Origin of the sequence: Dietzia sp. MNB45, assembly GCF_051994785.1 — a bacterium.
In the GTDB taxonomy this organism is placed as follows: domain Bacteria; phylum Actinomycetota; class Actinomycetes; order Mycobacteriales; family Mycobacteriaceae; genus Dietzia; species Dietzia kunjamensis.
The window spans coordinates 3,246,253-3,265,380 of the sequence record NZ_CP163397.1; the positions used below are offsets into that span (position 1 = coordinate 3,246,253).

Below are 19,128 nucleotides of genomic sequence, written 5' to 3' on the forward strand. Positions count from 1 at the left end.
GAAGGAGTCGCCATGACCGCCACACCCCGGGCCTCCGGATACCTCGCCTCGTCGGGCGCCGTGGTGTTCCCCCGCCGGCTGCCCATGTCCCGTGACCAGGCGTGGGCGGCCGTCACCGATCCGGCCCGCACCGCACGCTGGATCGGGTCGTGGTCGGGCGACCCGGCGTCGGGCACCGTCGAGATGACGATGTGCGCCGAGGAGGGCTCACCCGCAGAGACCGTTGAGGTACTGCGGTGTGAGGCACCGAACCTCGTCGTCGTCAGGATCGGACCGGACGGCTGGGTGGTCACCGTGCGCATCGAGGGCGACGACGACGAGGTCACCATTTCCCTGGAACAGGACATCGCGGACGCCGAGTCCGCGTCCGACATCGGTCCCGGGTGGGACTTCTATCTGGACCGGTTGGTCGAGGCCGAGGCGGGCCGTGATCCGGAGGCCCTGCGCTTCTCCCCCGACTACCACCCCGCCCTGGCCGACCACTACCGGGCGTTGCTGCGCGGCTGAGGCGGTTGGCCGCCGCTGCGGTCGTCGATTGCGCGACCTCCACCTGTTTTCGCAGGTGAGAGACTCATGTCGGACCCCCTTGCTAGTGTTTCCTCAATCGAACACACAGGCGAAGCAGGGTCGTGGCGGGCAACCGCCGGCAAGGGGGTGCACATGCGGGAGACGACCACCGGGGATGATGCCGGAGCGGTGGCCGGCAGTCCCGCCGTCACCGCCGCCAGCTCCGCGGCCCTGGCCGCGTTGAACGCCGAGAACCGCGCGGCCGCCGCCCGACTGCGCGCCTGCCACGACCTGTGGGCCACCTGCCGCGAGGAACAGGAACTGCGCGACATCGCCGCCGGCTACGGCCCCGGCCTGGACCAACGCCCCGAACACGCCGTCATCGACCCACTGACCATCGCCACAAGTGAGATCGTCGCCGCCTACGGCGTGCACCACAACCGCGCCCGCAGCCTGCTCACCCTGGCCATCACCCTGGTCACCAAGTTCCCCTCCCTCGTCGAGGCCATGGACACCGGCCGCCTCGACGAAGCCACCGCCACCCTGCTCGCACGCCACATGCGCACCGTGGACTCCCTGCACCGCGACGACGTCCACCGCGAGGTCATCGACTGGCTCCTGGCCGCCCTCGCCGCCGGCAGACGCCCCGGACGCGACGCAATCCTGGCCCACACCGACCGCATCATCGCCGCCCACGACCCCGACGGCGTACGCCTGCGCCGCACCGCCGCGGTCCGCGAACGCCGCATCACCCTGCGCCGCGGCCCAGACGGCATGGCCGACCTCGCCGCCCACCTCACCGCCACCGAAGCCTTCGCCATCCACACCCTGCTGCAGACCAGGGCCACCGACCAACGCCACCGCGACACCCGCACCCGCGTCGAGACCACCCACCGCCACGGCGCCGACACCCTCGACACCGACACCATCCGCAGCATGGACGAACTGCGCGCCGACGCCCTCGTCACCGCCATCCTCGGCCACCCCGACACCGGCACCGACAGCAGCACAGGCGAAGGCACGGGTACGAGCGCGGGCGCGGGTGCGGGTGCGGGTCACCGCCCGCCGGCCACCCAGATCCGCCCCACCATCACCGTGCTCGCACCCCCCGGCCCCGACGGCGAACCCGAGGTCTACCTCCCCCGAGGCGGCCCGGCCACCATCGACGCCCTCATCGAACTACTCACCCGCAGCACCGGCGCCACCATCACCGTGCCCGACACCGCACCCGGCGCCGCAGACAACCCCCACCACGCCCACCGCTACCGCATCAGCGACCGACTGGCCCACCGCATCCGCCTACGCGACGGCACCTGCCGCCACCCCGGCTGCTCCGTCCCCGCCGACGCCTGCGACATCGACCACATTCGCCCCTTCAACCACACAGATCCCACCAGTGGCGGACTGACCCTCGAGAACAACCTCGCCGCCCTGTGTCGCAACCACCACCGCTTCAAAACCTTCCACGGCTGGCACTACACACTCGCCCCCGACGGCACCTTGACCGTCACCACCGACACCGGACACACCCTCACCACCCACCCCGACGGCCCCCTCGCCCGCTGGCGCCACCACACCAGCGAGAGCGACACCGGGGCTGAGACCGACACCAAGGCCGGCAGCGGCAGCGACATCCCGCCCCCACGCCGACCCTGGCTCGACCCCCGACCCCAGAGCACCCACTGGTACCGACGCGCTCTGCGCCTGGCCGCCGAACGCAAAGCCAACGCCATGGCCCCACCACCAGACACCCCACCCGACCACCACCACGACCCCGACCCACCGCCCTTCTGACCGGCGGGCGGCGGGCGGCGGGCGGGAAGGAGTCAGCGGTGCTTGAGCAGGACTGCCCGGATCCCCTCGTGGAACCCGTCTCGCAGGCGAACCCGCTGGGCTTCCGTCAGAGTGAACTCGTTGAGCATCTGGCAGGCGAACTGCAACAACGGGCGGTCGATCCCCGGGGGAAGCACGCCGCCCGAGAGGAGATGCGCCTGGTCCCGCTGACTCTCCGTGGCGGCCCGCTCGTACCACCACGTTGCGTACTGCTGACCCACGTCGAAGGGGGTCTGCTCACCGGACGAGGTCCAGACCTCGTCCGGGAGCGGTACGAACTTCGACCGCAATGGCCGACGATGGGGAGCCATCATCGAGGGGTTCGGCCGGGACGACCCGTTGGAATCCGCACCGGGGTCCGAGGGCTTCTGGACCGAGCCCGCGAACTGGGGAGCGACCCGGGAGGACTGCGCCGGGGGCTGGGTGCCCGGGTGGGCCTCGGCGGCATCGGGGGAAGCCTCGGGGGACGCCTCAGTCCGGCTGGCCCGCTCGGGCTCGCCCACCTTGTCACGCTTCTCTGCCTTCTCGGGCTTGTCGCTCTGCTTGGCCAGTTGCGCGGGCGACGGCCCCGGGTTCTGTGCACTCTCGGGCTTCGACGGCGCGCCGGGCGTGGGGACCTTTCCGGCCGTCGGCGATTCGGCTGGTTTCTGCGCGGGCTCCCCAGCGTCCGGTGCGGGGGACTCGGACTCGGCCCTCGCCGCGCACTCCTGCTCGTCCGCCGCCAGCTCCTCCGCATCGGCCGCACGCTCCTCCTCGGCGGCCGTCAGGCGGGTCTCGTCGGCCACCGAGGTGGCCGAGGCGCGATCCGAGCGCAGGACGACGTCGGCCATCCCCACCGACTCCTCGGTCTCGTGGGCGTCCTCCCCCGGATGCACCGGAGGCGCCGTCGGGGTCCTGACCTTCGGGGGGATGGGGCCCTCGAGGACCCTGATCTGCATGGCGTCGTGAAAGTCGGTGCGGGGATCGAGCACGGTCGTGGTGTCGCAGGCGTGTCGCAGCGCAGAGGAGATCGAATCCCAGCCGAAACCGACGAGGTGCATACGGACACCGGCGTCCACGGCAACCCGCACGCCGGGGATCATGTCGGCGTCCCCGGTGACCAGGACCATGTCCGAACACTGACCCTTGTAGGCGGCCTGGATCATATCCGCGACCAGGAGGGTGTCGACCGCCTTCTGGGTTCGTCTCTCACCCCACTCGATCAACTGGCCGGCGCGCAGCTGCACGCCCTCGATCACACGGAGAGTGCGCTGATACCGGTGCGGGCCGGAGTCCGGGATGCCGTCATACCAGTTCTGGCGCTGGACCGGCTGGTCCACCAGACCGTGGGCTACATGGTCTAAACGGTGCACGACCGTGGCCAGGGATATCTCCAACTGGCCGCGCGCACCCTCCTCCCACGAGTTGTAAAAGCTAGCCAGTAGATACGAGGTATCCACGAGGACCAGAGTTCGTTCAAGCATGATGATCACTACCTGTTCTGATTGTCTACGTTGACTTCCAGCATGCCGCAGGGCGGGCGGCCCCGCAGGGTCCGCTGCCGAACCACGTCAGGAGCCCCGATGTCGCAAGCCGTCCCCACCCAGGCCGATCTGAGCGGAAGGGTCGTGCTGGTCACCGGCGCCGCACGCGGCCAGGGGCGCGCACACTGCGAGGCGTTCGCCGCCGCCGGATGTGACGTGATCGCTCTCGACCTGTGCCGGGACATCGAGACGGTCCCCTACCCGATGGCCAATCCGGAGGACCTCGAGGCCACCGCCGAGTCCGTTCGCGCGCTCGGCAGGCGCTGCATCACCGGGGAGGTCGACGTTCGGGACCTTCCCGGCATGCGTGCAGCCGTCGACGCCGCGGTGGCCGAGCTGGGCGGCCTGGACTTCGTCGTGGCCAATGCCGGGGTCTCGCCCCAGCCCGCCGCGTCCTGGGAGCGGAGCGAGGAGGAGTGGGACACGACGCTCGACATCAATCTCAAGGGCACGTGGGTGACGACGACGGTGGCGATCCCCCACATCCTGACGACCGGGCGCGGCGGCTCAGTGGTCTTGATCAGCTCGATGGTGGGACTGCGGGGCGGCTCCTTCACCGCCAGTTACGGGACGTCCAAGTGGGCCGTGCGCGGACTCGCCAAGGCCCTCGCCGGTGAGCTCGGGTTCTCAGGCGTCCGGTGCAACTCGATCCACCCCGGCAACGTCCGTACGCCGATGATCGAGAACCCCTCGATGATCGCCATGATGTCGGGCGGGCAGGGCACCACGCTCGAGGACACCGCGGAGACCTTCAGCGGCATGAACCAGATGCCGCAGCCGTGGGTCGAGCCGTCGGCGATCGCGTCCATGGCCGTCTACCTGTGCAGCGACGCGGGCGCGGGTATCACCGGCGCCTCCATCCCGATCGACCTGGGTGGCAGCGAGAAGTTCGGCCTCTGAGCCGGCGGCACGGCCGCTGCCACCACCGCCACCCACCCGGCCGACCGGATGAAACGCGGCAGCCCGCCCCTCGAGCGAGGGGCGGGCTGCCGCGGAGATCACCGGGCGATGAACCCGGCGCTCGAAAGGATCAGACCGACTCGGGAGTGCCCGCGGGAGCGGTCGGACGGGGAACACTGATGGTCGAACCGGTGGCGGTCCACACCAGCGACCAGAAGATGTCGATGACCGGCTGGATGGCCTGCAGGAAGATGTCGTTGGCGTTGCTCATGATGTATCCCCTCGTATTTACTGCTGCGTACTGAGTCGTACTGCGGTATCGGGCGTCGTGTCTGTACCCCACGTAACGCCATCTATGTCGTCACGAACCCGCTCGACGTTACACAACCGTGATGTCCGGCGTGACATCGTCGAACTCCCGCGCAGGCCACGCACGCTTCGGCGCCGGAAAAGAGTCCTCGGCCACACCACAACTGGGCGGTGATCGATCAGCTCACCGCACACCGAAATTGTGACCCACGCAACCGAACGCACCTACGCGACCGTAAGTTACGGTACCGTAGCTTCATGGCCATCACCGACATCCCGGAATTCGCGCACCTCTCCGAGTCCGACATCGAAGCCCTCGGCGCGGAGCTCGAGCAGATCCGTCAGGACATCATCGGCTCCCTCGGCGAGCGAGATGCCGCGTACATCCACAATACGATCCGTTTCCAGCGGGGACTCGAGATCGCGGCCCGTGCACTGCTCCTCGTGGGCTCGCGTAACCGCACGGCCTGGGCGATCGGCGCAGGCACCCTCGGTGTCGCCAAGATCGTCGAGAACATGGAACTCGGCCACAACATCATGCACGGGCAGTGGGACTGGATGAACGACCCCGAGATCCACTCCACCACCTGGGAGTGGGACATCGTGGGCACCGCCGAGCACTGGAAGCAGACCCACAACTACATCCACCACAAGTACACCAACATCGTCGGCCTGGACGACGACGTGGGGTACGGCGTTCTCCGGGTGACCCGCGACCAGCGTTGGCACCCCTTCTACTACGGGAACATCGCCTACAACGCGGCCCTCGCGCTGCTGTTCCAATGGGGCGTGGGGATCCAGCACCTCGAGCTGGGCAAGGTCGCCAAGGGTCGTGACGACCGTCGCGAGACCATGAGCAAGCTCTCGCTCTTCGCCAAGAAGGCCGGCCGTCAGCTCGCCAAGGACTACGTCTTCTACCCGCTGCTGTCCGGCAAGGGGTGGAAGTCCACCGCCACCGCCAACCTGGTCGCCAACGGGATCCGCAACGTCTGGACCAACGCGGTGATCTTCTGTGGCCACTTCCCCGACGGTGCCGAGAAGTTCACCAAGAAGGACGTGGAGAACGAGACGCAGGCGGAGTGGTACCTGCGGCAGATGCTCGGCTCCGCCAACATCACCGGCGGTCCGGTCGTCGACTTCATGTCCGGCAACCTGTCGTACCAGATCGAGCACCACATCTACCCGGACATGTCGTCCAACCGGCTCGCGGAGGCGTCCATCCGGGTACGTGAGGTGTGCCGCAAGTACGACCTGCCCTACGTGGCCGGTCCCCTGCCGGTGCAGTACTTCAAGACCTGGCGCACCATCGCCAAGCTGTCGCTGCCCAACCACATGCTGCGCGACACGACCGATGACGCGCCGGAGACCCACTCCGAGCGGATGTTCGCCGACCTGCCCAAGCCGCTGCCGGCCGTGGAGGGTCAGCGGGCGGGCCTGAAGACCGCGCTGCAGCACCACCGCGCCACGCGGCGGGCCCGCAAGGTCGCCGCCGTGGCCTGACCAGCGGCCGCAGGATCGACGCCAGGGACGCCCCGGCACCGGAGCCCGGTGCCGGGGCGTCCGTGATTCCGACGCCGACGGCCCCGTACGGCGATAGGCTGTCGCTCGAGTCGGCGGGACCCGTCGACGTCCGGCACTACACCGGTCGAGCTGAATGTCCGTGGAACACGACGACGGGAGCCCCCATGGAGGACCGGCGCATGCTCATCGCCGATTCCGCGATCGAGGTCGTGGCGAGGGACGGGGTCCGTGCCCTCACCCATCGCGCCGTGGACTCGGAGGCGGGATTGCCCTCGGGCTCCACCTCCTACTACTGCCGCACCCGCGCGCAGCTGCTCACCCTCACCGTCGACCGGCTCACCTCGCTGCTGAGGGGGTTCGTCGAGGTCTCGGGGATCCAGGAACTGGCGTCCTCCGACGCCGACGACGTGCTGGGGATGCTCACGCGCATGGTCGACGGACTGTTGGCCGACTACCGCGGTGAGCTGGCGGCCAGGTCGGCGTTGATCGTCGAACTCGCCGGCAAGGAGGACACCACGGACCTCGTGGCCGCACTGCTCGATCCGAGCGACCTCGTGGGCGCGCTCGACGCCGCCGGGCTACGCGACCCGGCCACCGCCGCCCTGGACCTGTTGACCGTGTACGAGGGCCTGCTGTGGGAGCGCACGGTCGGCAGGCTGGCCGGCGTCGAGGTCGACCACAAGCATGACGCCGAGGTGCTGGGCGCGGTGCTCGCCCGCCACGAGCACCGCGGTCCCCGCAACCTCTTCGGCCTCCGCCGCTAGCGCGGGCGCCACCCTCGCGGGCGTCACCCGCGCGCGGCACCCGCGGCTAGTCCGAGATCGCCTCGAGCGGGTCGGTCTTGGCGGCCCGGTGCGCGGGCCACAACGACGCGAGGACCCCGACGACCGCCGAGGCCGCCAGCACGACGCCGATGCTGCCCCACGGGATCGTCGTCTCCGTCAGTCCGCTGTCCGCGAGCACGGTGACGAACGCCCAGCCGAGGTAGACGCCCACCGCCGCGCCGATCAACGCGCCGAACACGGCGATCTGCGTGGACTCGAGGTTGATCGTGCGGCGGACCTGCGAGCGCTGCATGCCCACCGCGCGGAGCATCCCGATCTCGGTGCGACGCTCGATCACCGACAGGGCGAGGGTGTTGACGATCCCCAGGACCGCGATGACCAGGGCCAGCCCCAGCAGCGCGTAGATGATCGTCAACAGCTGGTCGATCCCGCCGGTCTGGGTGTCGATGTACTGCTGCTTGCTCTGGACCATCGCGATCGGGATGTCGGTGAGCTCGTCGGTCACCGCCGCGAGGACCTCGTCCTCGCTCACCCCGTCATCCGCCGCGACGAGCACGTTGAAGGTCGACCGCAGGTTCTCCGGCACCAGGCGTTCGTAGACGTCCATCCCGGTGTAGAACTGCCCGAGGATCTGGGAGTCCTCGTAGATCCCGGTGACCCGGAGGGTGCTCTCACTGCCGTCGGGCGCGACGAGCGGCACGGAGGCGCCCATCGTCCACCCCTTGTCCCTGGCGGCGGTCCGGGACACGACGAGCGAGTCGGGGCCGGGGTCGAGCGAACCGTCGACCACGGTGGCGTCGATCATCTCGCCGACGGGCCCGCCGGCGGCGGACAGCGCCTGCGGTTCCCCGGCGAGCTGGGCGAACGCGAACGCCAGCCAGGCCACGTCACCGACCTCGTCGACGTCGGCGATCTGCTGCTCGATGCCGCCGGGCAGCGGGGTCGGCGGGCCCTGGGACGCCACGCCCTGGACCACGACGTCGGCGTTGATGTCCTGGTCGATGACGCCGCTGACGCTCTCCTTCGTGGTGGCGCCGAGGGTTCCGAACGCCGCCACCAGGGTCAGTCCCAGCGTGAGCGCGAACGCGGTCGCGGCGGTCCGGCGGGTATTGCGTCCGGCGTTGGTGGCGGCGAGCTTGCCGACCGCGCCGAACGGTGCGCCGATCACCCTGCCGATGCCACCGGCGATCGGTTTGGCGAGCGCGGGCATCACCAGGAAACTGCCGATGATCAGCGCGGCCGCACCCACACCGACCGTGATCGCACCGTCCCGCGTCGTCTCCTGCCAGGTACCTATCACCGCGAGCATGAGGCCACTCACCACGGCGAACAGGCCGACGGAGGTGCGCCATCCGCCGCCGGCCTCGGTGGTGGCCGAGCCGACTCGCATGCCCTGTACCGGGGCGACGCGTCCGGCGCGTCGGGCGGGCGCCCAGGCGGAGAAGACGGTGACGACGAAGCCCAGCACGAGCGGCGTGATGACCGACATCGGGGTGAGCGAGAGGGCGCCGGACGGGATGCCCAGGTCGAAGGCCTCGAGCGCCACGAAGATCAGCTGGGCCAGGCCGAAGCCCACCACCACGCCGATCCCGGAGCCGACGAGCCCGGTGACGGCGGCCTCGGCCATCACCGATCGGGTGAGCTGCCCGCGGGAGGCGCCGATCGCGCGCAGCAGGGCGAGCTCCCGCAGCCGCTGGGCGACGAGCATGGAGAAGGTGTTGTAGATGATGAACGTGCCGACCAGCAGCGCGATCAGCCCGAACGCGACGAAGAAGTAGTTGATGAAGTCGAGGACGGTCGACAGTTGCTCGGACAGTCGCTCCTTGATCTCCTCGCCGGTCCGGACCTCGTAGTCGGGGAACTCGGCCGCGATCGTGTCGCGGACCTCCTCCTGACTCACGCCCGGTTCCGCGCGGACGGAGACGTTGGAGGCGTTCTCGCCGTCGGTGAACAGGGCGCGGGCGCGTTCCTCCGAGAACCCGACGCCCACGTACCCGCCGATGTCGGTCTCGTTGGCGTAGGCACCCACGACGGTCACGTCGAGGACGCCCTGCCCGGTGGTGTAGACCTCGGCGGAGTCGCCGACGGCGAGGCCGGCGGCGGTGAGCACGGTCTCGGGGAGGACGACCTCGTCGTCGGCGGCGGGGGCGCGGCCGTCCGTGATCCAGCTGCTCTCGCCGACCGCGTCGTCGGGATCGATCCAGGCCAGGCCCTCGGACGGCGCGCCGCCGGACTGGTACGGGGTGCCGTCGGCGTTGAACAGCACCACGGTGCCGGACACGCCGGGCATGGCCGCCTCGACGCCCGGCAGGTCGAGCACCTGCTCGGCCACCTCGAACGGCACGCCCGCCCCGCGGGGGTCCTCGGGTTCGATCATCGCGGCGAGGTCCGCGGTGCCCTGGTCGAGCAGCCCGTCGAAGGTGCTCTTGAGGGTGGACGTGAAGACCAGCGAGCCGGTGACGAACGCGGTGCCCAGGACCACCGCCAGCACGGACAGCACCAGGCGGAGTTTGTGGGCGGCGATGTTGCGCAGCGACACGCGCAGCATCGGGCGCGTGTGGCGCGGGGCGTGGGCGGACTCGTGTCGCCCCCCGCCGGCGGGTCCGGCGTGCCCGGAGGCGTGCCTGGCCGCCATCACCGCTCCTCGAGGGCGCCCATGGCCGCCAGGATCTCGTCGGCGGTGGGGTGGGCGAGCTCGCGGACGACCCGGCCGTCGGCGAGCAGCAGGACGCGGTCGGCGTAGGTGGCGGCGCGCGGGTCGTGGGTGACGATCACGACGGTCTGACCGAAGTCGTCTGCGGCGCTGCGCAGGATGGCCAGGACCTCGGCCGAGGAGGTGGAGTCGAGGTTGCCGGTGGGCTCGTCACCGAACAGGATGTCCGGGCGGCCGACGAGGGCGCGGGCGCACGCCACGCGCTGCTGCTGACCGCCGGACAGTTCGGACGGCCGGTGTGAGAGCCGGTCGGCGATCCCCAGCCGGCCGATCACCTCGTCGAACCAGGCCCGGTCGATGCTGTGGCCTGCGATGTCCTGGGGCAGGGTGATGTTCTCCTCGGCCGTCAGGGTCGGGACGAGGTTGAAGGACTGGAACACGAATCCGATGCGGTCGCGTCGCAGCGCCGTCAGTTCCTTGTCCGCCAGCCCCACGATCTCGGTATCGCCGATCCGCACCGACCCGGAGGTCGGCCGGTCCAGTCCCGCCATGCAGTGCATGAGGGTCGACTTGCCCGAGCCGGAGGGGCCCATGATCGCCGTGAACCGTCCGCGTTCGAAGGTCGCGCTGACGTGGTCGAGTGCACGGACCTCGGTCTCGCCCTCCCCGTAGGTCATGACGAGGTCGGTGGCGACGGCGGCCGCGGAGTGCGGCTCGCCGCCATGTTGGTGGGTCTCGGCCTGGGTGGTCATGTGCTCCCTCGGATCATGGTGGTCGATCTAAAGCTTGCAGGAATTCGGATCGGAAGCCGATGGGGGATTGCCCGGGTGTCCACCCTGATCCTGCTCACGGGTCCAGGCGTCGAGGGTCCGCCGGGTGGCGAACTCGCGATTCTCACCGGAGACGGGGTCGGTGAAGGCGATCGACTCGGCCAGCAACTGCAGTGGTGTCGAGAAGTCGCCGGGGGCAACGTCGAGCACACGGGGGTAGAGGTCGTCGCCGAGTATCGGGGTCCCGAGGGCGTTCATGTGCACGCGCAACTGGTGGGTGCGGCCGGTGGTGGGTTCGAGCCGGTAGAGCCCGATCCGCCCGGCCCCGTCCCCCCGGGTGCCCAGGAGGGTGATGCGGGTGTGGGCGTCGGGCTCGCCGTCGACCTCGGCCGCCTGCAGGACGCCGCGGGTCTTGACGATCCGGCTGGACCGCTGCCGTTCGGCGGGAACCCCGTCGGGGGCGGTCGCGACCGCCAGGTAGGTCTTGGTGACCCGGCGGGCGGCGAAGAGTTCCTGGTAGGCGCCGCGGTGCGCGGGATCGACGGTGAAGACCAGGACGCCGGCGGTGAGCCGGTCGAGGCGGTGGGCGGGCGCGAGGTCGTCCAGCGCGAGATCGCGCCGGAGCCGGACGAGCGCGGTCTCGGTGACGTGCCCCGCGCGGGGGGTCGTGGCGAGGTAGTGGGGTTTGTCGACGACGACGAGGCGGTCGTCCGCGTGCAGGACCTCGACCTCAAACGGGACCGGGATCTCCGGCTCCGGCGTCCGGTACATCCACACGTCCATCCCCCGGTGCCGCCGGGTGGCGGCGGTGACCGGTGCCCCGTCGGCGGTGACGACCTGCCCCGCCTCGATGGCCACGGTGAGCTCGGCGAGCCGATCGGGGAAGCGTCGGCGCAACTCCTCGGGGATGCTGCGGGGCCCCTGTCCGGGGTCGGCCAGCCGGATCCGGACCGGGTCGACACCGTTCCGCAACGGGAGGGGCCGCCCACGGCGTCTCGAGCTGGACACGTCCACGAGCCTAGTCGGTGGGCTACACTCACTCGAGCACCATCTATCCCTTGCACCACTCTGAACACTCGGGAGCGCCCATGATCGACGTCGTCGTCGACTTCTTCCTCTTCGGCCCGGGCCGTGTCGTCCTCCCGGCGTTCCAGGGGAGTTTCAACATGGCCTACCCGGCCAACGCCCCGTTCCCGGACCAGCTCTAGACGGCCCACTCCCAAACCGCGATCCGGTGTCGTATCCCGGCGGTAGGGTCGGGGCCATGGCTTCCCTCGAGAACACCGTCGTCGTCGGCGTCGACGGCTCCGCCGCCTCCACCGGTGCAGTCGCGTACGCCGCCAACACCGCCGCCACCCGCCGCATCCCGCTGCTCCTCGTGACCAGCTACACGATGCCGGCCGCGATGTTCGCCGAGGGGATGATCCCTCCGCAGCCCGTCTACGACGAGCTGGAGCGGGAGTGCACGCCCATCATCGAGAAGGCCCGGGAGACCGCGGCCAAGGTGGCGCCCGGCATCGAGGTGTCGCACGCGATCGTCGAGGGCAACCCCGCGCAGGTGCTCATCGACTACTCGCGCAAGGCCAAGCTCATCGTCCTGGGTTCCCGCGGCCTGGGCGGGATCAAGGGCATGGTGCTCGGCTCGGTGTCGGCGGCGGTGGCCAGCCACGCGTTCTGCCCGGTCGTGGTGACCCGGGAGGACACGGACGACCTGAACCGCAGCGGCCCGGTCGTCGTGGGGATCGACGGCTCCGAGGTCAGCGCCAAGGCCACCGAGTGGGCGTTCGCCGAGGCCTCCGCGCGGTCCGCCCCCCTCGTCGCCGTGCACACCTGGATGGATCCGCAGGTGCAGGCCGCGGCGGCCGGGATCTCCCTCACCGAGGATGACTGGAAGGAACTCGAGCAGCAGCAGCTCCAGACGCTGTCGGAGCGGCTGGCGGGATTCTCGGATCGGTACCCCGATGTCGAGGTGCAGCGGTTCGTCACGCGCGATCGTGCGGTCCGGGCGCTCGTCGAGCAGGCCGAGAACGCCCAGCTCGTCGTCGTCGGCTCCCACGGGCGGGGCGGGTTCACGGGCATGGTCCTCGGCTCCACCTCCCGGGCGCTCCTGCAGGCGGCCCCGTGCCCGGTGATGGTCGTCCGCCCGGAATCGCACTCATGAGCAGCGAGGACAACGTTCAGGTTCGGCGTGACACCGCCGCCGGGCGATTCGAGATCCTCGTGGACGACGTGGTGGCGGGTTTCGCCGACTATTCCGACGGCACGGACGGCGTCCGGGAGTTCCCCCACACGGTGGTCGCGTCCGAATTCGGTGGGCGCGGTCTCGCCGGGACGCTGGTCGGTGAGGCGCTGCAGGTGACCCGGGAGGAGGGACTGCGGGTGCGTCCGTCGTGTTCGTTCGTCGCGGGATACATCCAGAAGCACCCGGAGGCCGCGGAGATCGCCTGAGGCCGCGGGCGGGTGGCCCGGCGGACACGGACCGGTAACGAGTGAGCGACGTTTAACGCCACCGTGCGCCCTACCGGAAGCTTTCGTGTCGGTGTCGTGTTCTCCTGAGAGAGCGGCCCGTCCCGGGCCGAGTACGACTCTCGGGAAAGGACAACCACAATGTTGTGGAGCATCATCTCCTGGATCATCGTCGGTGGCCTCGCTGGCTGGATCGCCTCCATGATCATGGGCAAGAACGCACAGATGGGCCTCGTCGCCAACGTTCTCGCCGGCGTGATCGGCGCCTTCATCGTCGGCCTCCTCGTCTCGCTCGTCACCGGTGGCGGTGGCATGCCGGAGGCATTCTCCATCTGGGGCTTCGTCGCCGCGATCATCGGCGCGATCCTGGTCATCTTCATCGTCTCCGCCGTCAAGGGGCGCGGACGCACCAGGGTCTGACCCGGGCGCCAGGCACCAGAGACACCGCATCATCCGGACGGCCCGGCCCCTCGTCGGGGCCGGGCCGTCCGTCTGCATCACCCCGAATGGAAGGAGTCCGACATGGGACTGTTCGACAAGGCCAAGGACCTCGCCCGCAAGAACCCGGACAAGGTGGAGTCGGCGCTTCAGAAGGCGGGCGACGCGTTCGACAAGCGCACCGGCGGCAAGCACGCCCAGCACACCGACACCGCACAGCAGAAGGCCGGCGAATTCCTCACCGGTCGCACCGCGGACGCACCCGACAACCCGGACGCCCCGGACGGCACCCCGACGCCGGACCCGGACCCGTCGCAGCACAGCCGCCCGCCGGCCGACGGTCGACCCCCGGCCTGACCGTCATCGACCGCACCGTCAGGCGATGGGGCCGGTGTCCGCCGCGCGCGGCGCCGGCCCCGTGGTGTCGGCGGTCACTGCCGATAGTGTGTACCCCGTGACGAGCACACGGTCGACCAAGCCCGGGCCGCGGGAGCGGCTCCTGGCGACGGCGACCCGTCTGTTCTCCACCGACGGGATCCGTGCGGTCGGGATCGACCGGATCCTGCGGGAGGCCGGGGTGGCCAAGGCCAGCCTGTACAACACCTATGGGTCCAAGGACGAGCTCGTCGTGGCCTACCTGCGGTCGGTCGCCGAACGGGACCGTGACCTGTGGCGGCGTCGCGCCGACCTCGCCCCGGATGCCCGGGGCCGCATCCTGGCACTGTTCGACATCGTCCGCGAGCAGGTCGAGCCCGCCATGCCCGGGTCCTGCCACCTCGCGGCGGCGATCGAGTTCCCCAGCCCGGCGACGGACGGCGAGCGCGCCATCCGCGCCGCCGTGGTCGATCAGCGCCAGTGGGTCGCCGAGACCCTGCGCTCCGAGCTCGCCGGCATGGGCCTCGAGGATCCGGACAACATCACCGACCTGGCAGACCGGTTGGCGCTCCTCCACGACGGCTCGGTGACCGCCGCGATGCTCGGCGAGGTCCGGACCACCGCGATGACCGCCCGCAGCATGGCCGAGCTCATCCTGGGGATGGTCACCGACCCGACGTGATACCCACTGCACGTGATCCCCATTGCACGTGATCCCCGCGCGGCGGGTCAGCCCGCCACCCGCGGCGCGGTGACGTCAGCGATCCGCTGGGCCGTCGTCGGGTCGTCCTGCGTGGACTGCACGGCCAGCACCCGGGCGTCGCGGGACAGGACCACCAGCGCACCGCCCAGCCCCACCGTACGGCCGCCGCTCCAGCCTCCCTCCGCCTGCGAGGGTTCGGCCTCGTCGGAGGGCGCCGACTCCTCCACCAGCTCCGCCGCCCGCTCCGGGGACGCGACCGAATACACGGTGGTCGTGAGCTGCACCTCGCCGCTCGAGTCGTAGAAGAAGCAGGCCGCGGGCTCCACGCCGTCGTCAGTCCGCACGTCGGTGACCGGCTGGCCGCTGAGTCGTGTGACCTCGTCGGCGGACAGGTACGGGCACTCGGCATCCGAGACCGGTTCGACCGGCGGCAGTTCCGGCTCGGTCGTCTCGGGAGGGGCGGTCCGGATGGTACCCATCTCAGGGGCCGGCCCGGAGCCGCCGCCGCACCCGGCGAGAGCGCCGAGCAAGACCGCCGACACCGCGACGAGGGCTGGGGAGACGGGTGTGCGCATACCGCCAGGATAGATGCCGCGTCGGTCAGTACTGTTGACCGTGGCGGTGCGGCTGACCGCCCGACACGGCGACGGCACCGGGAGGTGGGAGATGAGCGACTCCACCGGCATCGCGCCGGGCGCCGACCGTGCGGAGGACCGCCGCCGCGACCTGCGCGGTGCGATCTCCGCCGCCGCGGTCGATCTGGTCATCGAGCGGGGACTCGACGCGGTGACGGTCGACGAGATCGCCAGAGCCGCCAACGTGTCGCGGCGGACGTTCTTCAACTACTTCCCGTCGAAGGCCGCCGCCTGCATCCCCGACACTCCCCCCGCCGGTCGCGACGCGGTGAGGGAGTTCCTCACCGACCGCAGCGTGTCCACCATGACCGCCCTCTCACGGCTCATGTGGCACCAGGTGTCCAACGCACGGCGGCAGAGCCGGGCCTTCGACCGATTCCACGACATGTGGCGCCGGGAGGCGAGCGTCCGGACCCAGGTCTACGAGATCCTGGCGGGCAACGAGAAGGAGCTGGCGTCCCTGGTGGCGCGCCGGGAGGGGCGGGAACCGGACTCGGTGGAGGCCGCGACGGTGGCGGCCGCGTCGATCGCGATCCTCCGCATCGCCGTGGAACGGTGGCGCACCGACGAGCCCGGATCCCTGCTCGAATACCGCATCCGGGAATCGTTCGATGCCATCCGGGGCTCGGTGACCGAGCCGACCGACGTCGCCAGAGGCCCGGCTGCCCCCGACGGCGCCGTGCCCGGTTAGAAAGCCCCGCCGAGCATCCGGACCAGGCGGTCGCCCATGCGTTCGTAGGCGCGCGCCTCGCGGCCCGCGGCGCCGGGAAGCACCGAGAAGGTGCGCGGCCGCCACACCGTCCGGACGGTGACGGTGACCTCGTCCGTCCCGGGGTGCAGGTCGAGGTGGCAGCGGTGCTCGGCCACCGCGGTGTTGCCCTCGAGGGTGCCGACGACGACGCCCTGCCGGAGCGACTCGTCGATCAGGTCGACCAGTCGGCAGGGTCCACGCATCGGCCCGTCGAGCACGACGAGGTCCGATGCCAGAGGCGGATCCGCCGGGGCCGTCCTGATCCCCGCGCGGGCGTGGGCGGTCAGACTCAGCAGATCGTCCGCGGCCCCGTCGAACAGGGCGACGCCCTCGCCGAGCACGGCGTGGGCGATGACCTCCCTCCACCCCCCGGGAGGTCTCCCGTGTTCGTGCAGGTCCGAACGCCGGTAGCCGAGTGCGGGCCCCGGCAGCGGCTGCGCGTCCCGCCCGCGTCTCGCTTCCACACCCGGCAGTGTCGCCGAGCGAGATGAGCGGGCCGCGCACGCGCGGTGAACGCCGGACGTCGGGGTCATGGCCGTGGGGCCGACCCGTAGGATCGGGCCATGCGATCGCAGCGACCCCGTCCGGCGCGCGGACGCCGTCTCGCCGGAGGGTTCGTCGCCCTGGCGGCCACGGTGACTGTCGCCGGATGCACTGCCACGGGCCCCGGTTCGGGTGACGCGGGCCCGCCGAGGCTCACCCCGAATCCCCGGCACGACGTCGCCGCCGCGATGGTCGAGGGTCGGCCCGCGCCCGAGGAGCGACTCAACGCCTGCGAACTCCTCGACCTGACCACCGAGGAGATCATCGACCTCACCGGTGCCGACATGCCGGTGGTCGATCCGACCGGCTCCGGCGACCTGGGGCTGCTGTGCACCTACGGCGGCCCGGGGTCACCCGAGAGGCATGAAGCCGGGCTGGCCGGCACCAGCACGACCGATGCCGAAGCGACGGACACCGACTCCGACGCCGCCGAGGTCTCGGATACGGGATCGGCGGACACGGAAGGTGCGGAGACCACGGCTGCGGGGGCCACGACCGACGCGTCGATGACGACCTCGGCGACCACGGCGACGACCACCCCGCCGGCCTTCGATCCGGACGTCGTCCCCGACACCGTCGCCGCCGGGGTCGTCACCCCCCGCGACGGTGCCCGGGCCGCGCTCGCGGGTCAGGCCACACTGCTGGGCGCCAGGTACGCCTGCTCGGAGATCCGCGGAGCGGGCGCCGCGGAGGCCGGCCTGACGGCCCCGGGCGCGCCCGGGGCACCTGCCATGGTCGGGCCCCGGCCCGACACGATGCACATCGACTGCGTGGCGGCACCCACCGGCGGCGGCGTCGAGGTGCACACAATCCTGGTCTCCGGCGACGAACTGTGGCACATCACCATGCTCAGGCCCGAGACGCCCAGATCACCGCAGACCGAGGCGGTCGCGCTGGCCGGGCTGCACCGCGTGGCACGGGAGATCGTCGGCTAGAAGTGGGCTGAAATGACGGGAACGGCGCCGGAGCCCCTCAGCATCCGACGCCGTCCCTCCATCTGGCAGATCGCGTACGATCCGGCCTCCACGCTGCCTCTCGGCTGCGGGTCGGCACCCCCCAGGTGCCCCGGTCGGCAAGACCGGCCCCTCGTTACGTGAAGTCGCAGCCCCTCAGCAACCACTTCACTTCGCCACCCACCCCTCGGCGGTGACTGAGATGACCCTATGTTGCAGCTGCCGTTCGATCAAGCCCATGATCAGGCGTTTCTCCGCTGACTTTCGCTCAACGACGGAAGCCGCATGGATCTACCAGCGGTTCTCCCCGCGGCGATACCAACGAACATTGGAAAGGTACCCGGCCGGGTCGGTGCGCGTCCCCGGCGGAGCGGGCACCCACCGTGATCCCCGCCCGCGCTCGGAGATGTACAGGCCGGGCACCTGATATGTACTGTTACTGATGTTACTTATGTGATGCGTGGGGTTGGCTGTCCGCCCTCACGCGACCCCCGCTGTCGCCGCCCGCCGCGGCACCCGCTTTCGAGGAGAACGATGTCGCGCCGCACCCGGTCCTTCGCAACGCTTCTGGCCACGGCCTGCCTCGTCGTCGTCGGCCTCTCCCCCTCCGCCTCCGCGCAGTCACTCCTCGGCCCCACCGGATCCACCGGCTCGGTCGGTGCGCTCGGACTCGAGTCCGCACCACTGCCCGCGGTCGGCGGATCGACCGGCGTGCTCACCATGCCCGTCCCCGCCGTGGGACGGACCACGGCGGAAACCGGGGTGGCCTCCGTCTATCCCACCTCGGGCGAGACGGTGGGCGTCGCGCAACCGGTGATGATCCGGTTCGACCAGCCCGTCGCCGACCGTGCCCGCGCCGAGGCGTCGGTGGGAATCCGCACGGCGCCCGCCGTGGACGGCAAGTTCTACTGGGTCGGCGACTCGGAACTGCGCTGGCGACCACACGAGTTCTGGCCCGCGGGCACCTCCGTCACCGTGTGGGCCGGAGGGCGTGAGACCGTCTTCCGCACCGGCGACGCGGTGATCTCGACCTATGACGACGCCACCCACACCGTCACCGTCACCCGCAACGGCCAGGTGGTGCGCACCATGAAGGCTTCCGCCGGCCGCGACGCCTACGCGACCCACAACGGCGTCTACTACAACGGCTGGCGCGCCCGCGAGGTGCGCATGGACTCCTCGACCTGGGGCCTGGACCGAACCGCCGGCGGGTACGACACGACCGTCGAGAACGGCGTGCGACTGAGCTACGACGGAATCTTCATCCACTCGGCACCGTGGTCGGTCGCCGACCAGGGCGTCCGCAACGTCTCGCACGGTTGCATCAACGTCAGCCCCGAGGACGCGGCCTGGTACTTCGACAACACCCGCAACGGTGACCCGTTCATCGTCGTGAACGGTCCCGGCCGCCCGTTCGGTGCCTTCGACGGGCAGGGCGACTGGAACTACTGATCGCCGACGGC

General features: G+C 70.6%; 20 protein-coding genes. 13 read left to right on the top strand and 7 right to left on the bottom strand.

Annotated elements, in window-relative coordinates; genetic code table 11:
• Window positions 1-12 precede the first annotated feature (12 nt).
• Entirely contained in the window at window positions 13-507 is a 495-nt protein-coding gene (locus AB5G72_RS15540) for an SRPBCC domain-containing protein (protein WP_440220336.1), read from the top strand.
• 153 nt (window positions 508-660) lie between these two features.
• On the top strand, window positions 661-2,301 hold the full coding sequence (locus tag AB5G72_RS15545; RefSeq protein ID WP_440220337.1) for a DUF222 domain-containing protein: 1,641 nt from the start codon (window positions 661-663) through the stop codon (window positions 2,299-2,301).
• A 32-nt stretch (window positions 2,302-2,333) separates the two neighbouring features.
• Here AB5G72_RS15545 and AB5G72_RS15550 read toward each other — a convergent pair whose 3' ends face one another.
• On the bottom strand, window positions 2,334-3,803 hold the full coding sequence (locus AB5G72_RS15550) for an NYN domain-containing protein (RefSeq protein WP_253002543.1): 1,470 nt from the start codon (window positions 3,801-3,803) through the stop codon (window positions 2,334-2,336).
• Between the two features lie 99 nt (window positions 3,804-3,902).
• Here AB5G72_RS15550 and AB5G72_RS15555 point away from each other — a divergent pair, with 99 nt between their 5' ends.
• Window positions 3,903-4,763, top strand: a complete 861-nt coding sequence (locus AB5G72_RS15555) for a mycofactocin-coupled SDR family oxidoreductase (RefSeq protein WP_069390118.1) — start codon at window positions 3,903-3,905, stop codon at window positions 4,761-4,763.
• 130 nt (window positions 4,764-4,893) lie between these two features.
• Here AB5G72_RS15555 and AB5G72_RS15560 read toward each other — a convergent pair whose 3' ends face one another.
• Complete coding sequence (locus AB5G72_RS15560; protein WP_167492364.1) at window positions 4,894-5,034, bottom strand: hypothetical protein; 141 nt, start codon at window positions 5,032-5,034, stop codon at window positions 4,894-4,896.
• Window positions 5,035-5,330: 296 nt separating this feature from the next.
• Here AB5G72_RS15560 and AB5G72_RS15565 point away from each other — a divergent pair, with 296 nt between their 5' ends.
• Together AB5G72_RS15565 and AB5G72_RS15570 are read left to right on the top strand one after the other, a co-directional pair.
• Entirely contained in the window at window positions 5,331-6,572 is a 1,242-nt protein-coding gene (locus tag AB5G72_RS15565; protein ID WP_206473025.1) for a fatty acid desaturase family protein, read from the top strand.
• Window positions 6,573-6,757: 185 nt separating this feature from the next.
• Window positions 6,758-7,357 (top strand): TetR/AcrR family transcriptional regulator, encoded by a 600-nt coding sequence (locus tag AB5G72_RS15570; RefSeq protein ID WP_069390120.1) that lies wholly within the window; start codon window positions 6,758-6,760, stop codon window positions 7,355-7,357.
• Window positions 7,358-7,403: 46 nt separating this feature from the next.
• Here the strand turns inward: AB5G72_RS15570 and AB5G72_RS15575 are convergent, their stop codons facing one another.
• The 3 genes from AB5G72_RS15575 to AB5G72_RS15585 are packed head-to-tail and all read right to left on the bottom strand — an operon-like array spanning window position 7,404 to window position 11,809.
• Window positions 7,404-10,013 carry an ABC transporter permease gene (locus AB5G72_RS15575; RefSeq protein ID WP_440220338.1) on the bottom strand — a complete coding sequence of 870 codons (2,610 nt, stop codon included), beginning with the start codon at window positions 10,011-10,013 and terminating at the stop codon, window positions 7,404-7,406.
• Window positions 10,013-10,783 carry an ABC transporter ATP-binding protein gene (locus tag AB5G72_RS15580; RefSeq protein ID WP_440220339.1) on the bottom strand — a complete coding sequence of 257 codons (771 nt, stop codon included), beginning with the start codon at window positions 10,781-10,783 and terminating at the stop codon, window positions 10,013-10,015. Before AB5G72_RS15580 ends, AB5G72_RS15575 begins: the two co-directional genes overlap by 1 nt.
• Window positions 10,784-10,810: 27 nt before the next feature.
• Window positions 10,811-11,809 carry a pseudouridine synthase gene (locus tag AB5G72_RS15585; RefSeq protein ID WP_440220340.1) on the bottom strand — a complete coding sequence of 333 codons (999 nt, stop codon included), beginning with the start codon at window positions 11,807-11,809 and terminating at the stop codon, window positions 10,811-10,813.
• 256 nt (window positions 11,810-12,065) lie between these two features.
• Between AB5G72_RS15585 and AB5G72_RS15590 the strand changes: the two genes are divergently transcribed.
• From AB5G72_RS15590 to AB5G72_RS15610, 5 genes are all read left to right on the top strand, one after another.
• Window positions 12,066-12,962, top strand: a complete 897-nt coding sequence (locus AB5G72_RS15590; RefSeq protein WP_154831083.1) for a universal stress protein — start codon at window positions 12,066-12,068, stop codon at window positions 12,960-12,962.
• Window positions 12,959-13,249 carry a GNAT family N-acetyltransferase gene (locus tag AB5G72_RS15595; RefSeq protein ID WP_067717198.1) on the top strand — a complete coding sequence of 97 codons (291 nt, stop codon included), beginning with the start codon at window positions 12,959-12,961 and terminating at the stop codon, window positions 13,247-13,249. The genes AB5G72_RS15590 and AB5G72_RS15595 overlap by 4 nt, the downstream gene beginning before the upstream one ends.
• Window positions 13,250-13,408: 159 nt before the next feature.
• A complete protein-coding gene (locus tag AB5G72_RS15600; RefSeq protein WP_067717194.1) occupies window positions 13,409-13,687 on the top strand; it encodes a GlsB/YeaQ/YmgE family stress response membrane protein in 279 nt (92 codons plus the stop codon).
• Between the two features lie 102 nt (window positions 13,688-13,789).
• Complete coding sequence (locus AB5G72_RS15605) at window positions 13,790-14,062, top strand: Rv0909 family putative TA system antitoxin (RefSeq protein WP_440220341.1); 273 nt, start codon at window positions 13,790-13,792, stop codon at window positions 14,060-14,062.
• A 97-nt stretch (window positions 14,063-14,159) separates the two neighbouring features.
• Entirely contained in the window at window positions 14,160-14,762 is a 603-nt protein-coding gene (locus tag AB5G72_RS15610) for a TetR/AcrR family transcriptional regulator (protein WP_253002547.1), read from the top strand.
• Window positions 14,763-14,809: 47 nt separating this feature from the next.
• Here AB5G72_RS15610 and AB5G72_RS15615 read toward each other — a convergent pair whose 3' ends face one another.
• Window positions 14,810-15,358: a DUF2020 domain-containing protein gene (locus AB5G72_RS15615; protein WP_440220343.1), complete on the bottom strand. Its 549-nt coding sequence runs from the start codon at window positions 15,356-15,358 to the stop codon at window positions 14,810-14,812.
• Between the two features lie 91 nt (window positions 15,359-15,449).
• Between AB5G72_RS15615 and AB5G72_RS15620 the strand changes: the two genes are divergently transcribed.
• A complete protein-coding gene (locus AB5G72_RS15620; protein ID WP_440220344.1) occupies window positions 15,450-16,109 on the top strand; it encodes a TetR family transcriptional regulator in 660 nt (219 codons plus the stop codon).
• Here AB5G72_RS15620 and AB5G72_RS15625 read toward each other — a convergent pair.
• Window positions 16,106-16,633: a DUF1990 family protein gene (locus AB5G72_RS15625; protein ID WP_440220345.1), complete on the bottom strand. Its 528-nt coding sequence runs from the start codon at window positions 16,631-16,633 to the stop codon at window positions 16,106-16,108. The genes AB5G72_RS15620 and AB5G72_RS15625 overlap by 4 nt on opposite strands.
• A gap of 99 nt (window positions 16,634-16,732) precedes the next feature.
• Between AB5G72_RS15625 and AB5G72_RS15630 the strand changes: the two genes are divergently transcribed.
• Together AB5G72_RS15630 and AB5G72_RS15635 are read left to right on the top strand one after the other, a co-directional pair.
• On the top strand, window positions 16,733-17,647 hold the full coding sequence (locus AB5G72_RS15630; protein ID WP_440220346.1) for a hypothetical protein: 915 nt from the start codon (window positions 16,733-16,735) through the stop codon (window positions 17,645-17,647).
• Between the two features lie 552 nt (window positions 17,648-18,199).
• A complete protein-coding gene (locus AB5G72_RS15635) occupies window positions 18,200-19,117 on the top strand; it encodes a L,D-transpeptidase (protein ID WP_440220347.1) in 918 nt (305 codons plus the stop codon).
• The last annotated feature ends 11 nt before the right edge of the window (window positions 19,118-19,128 follow it).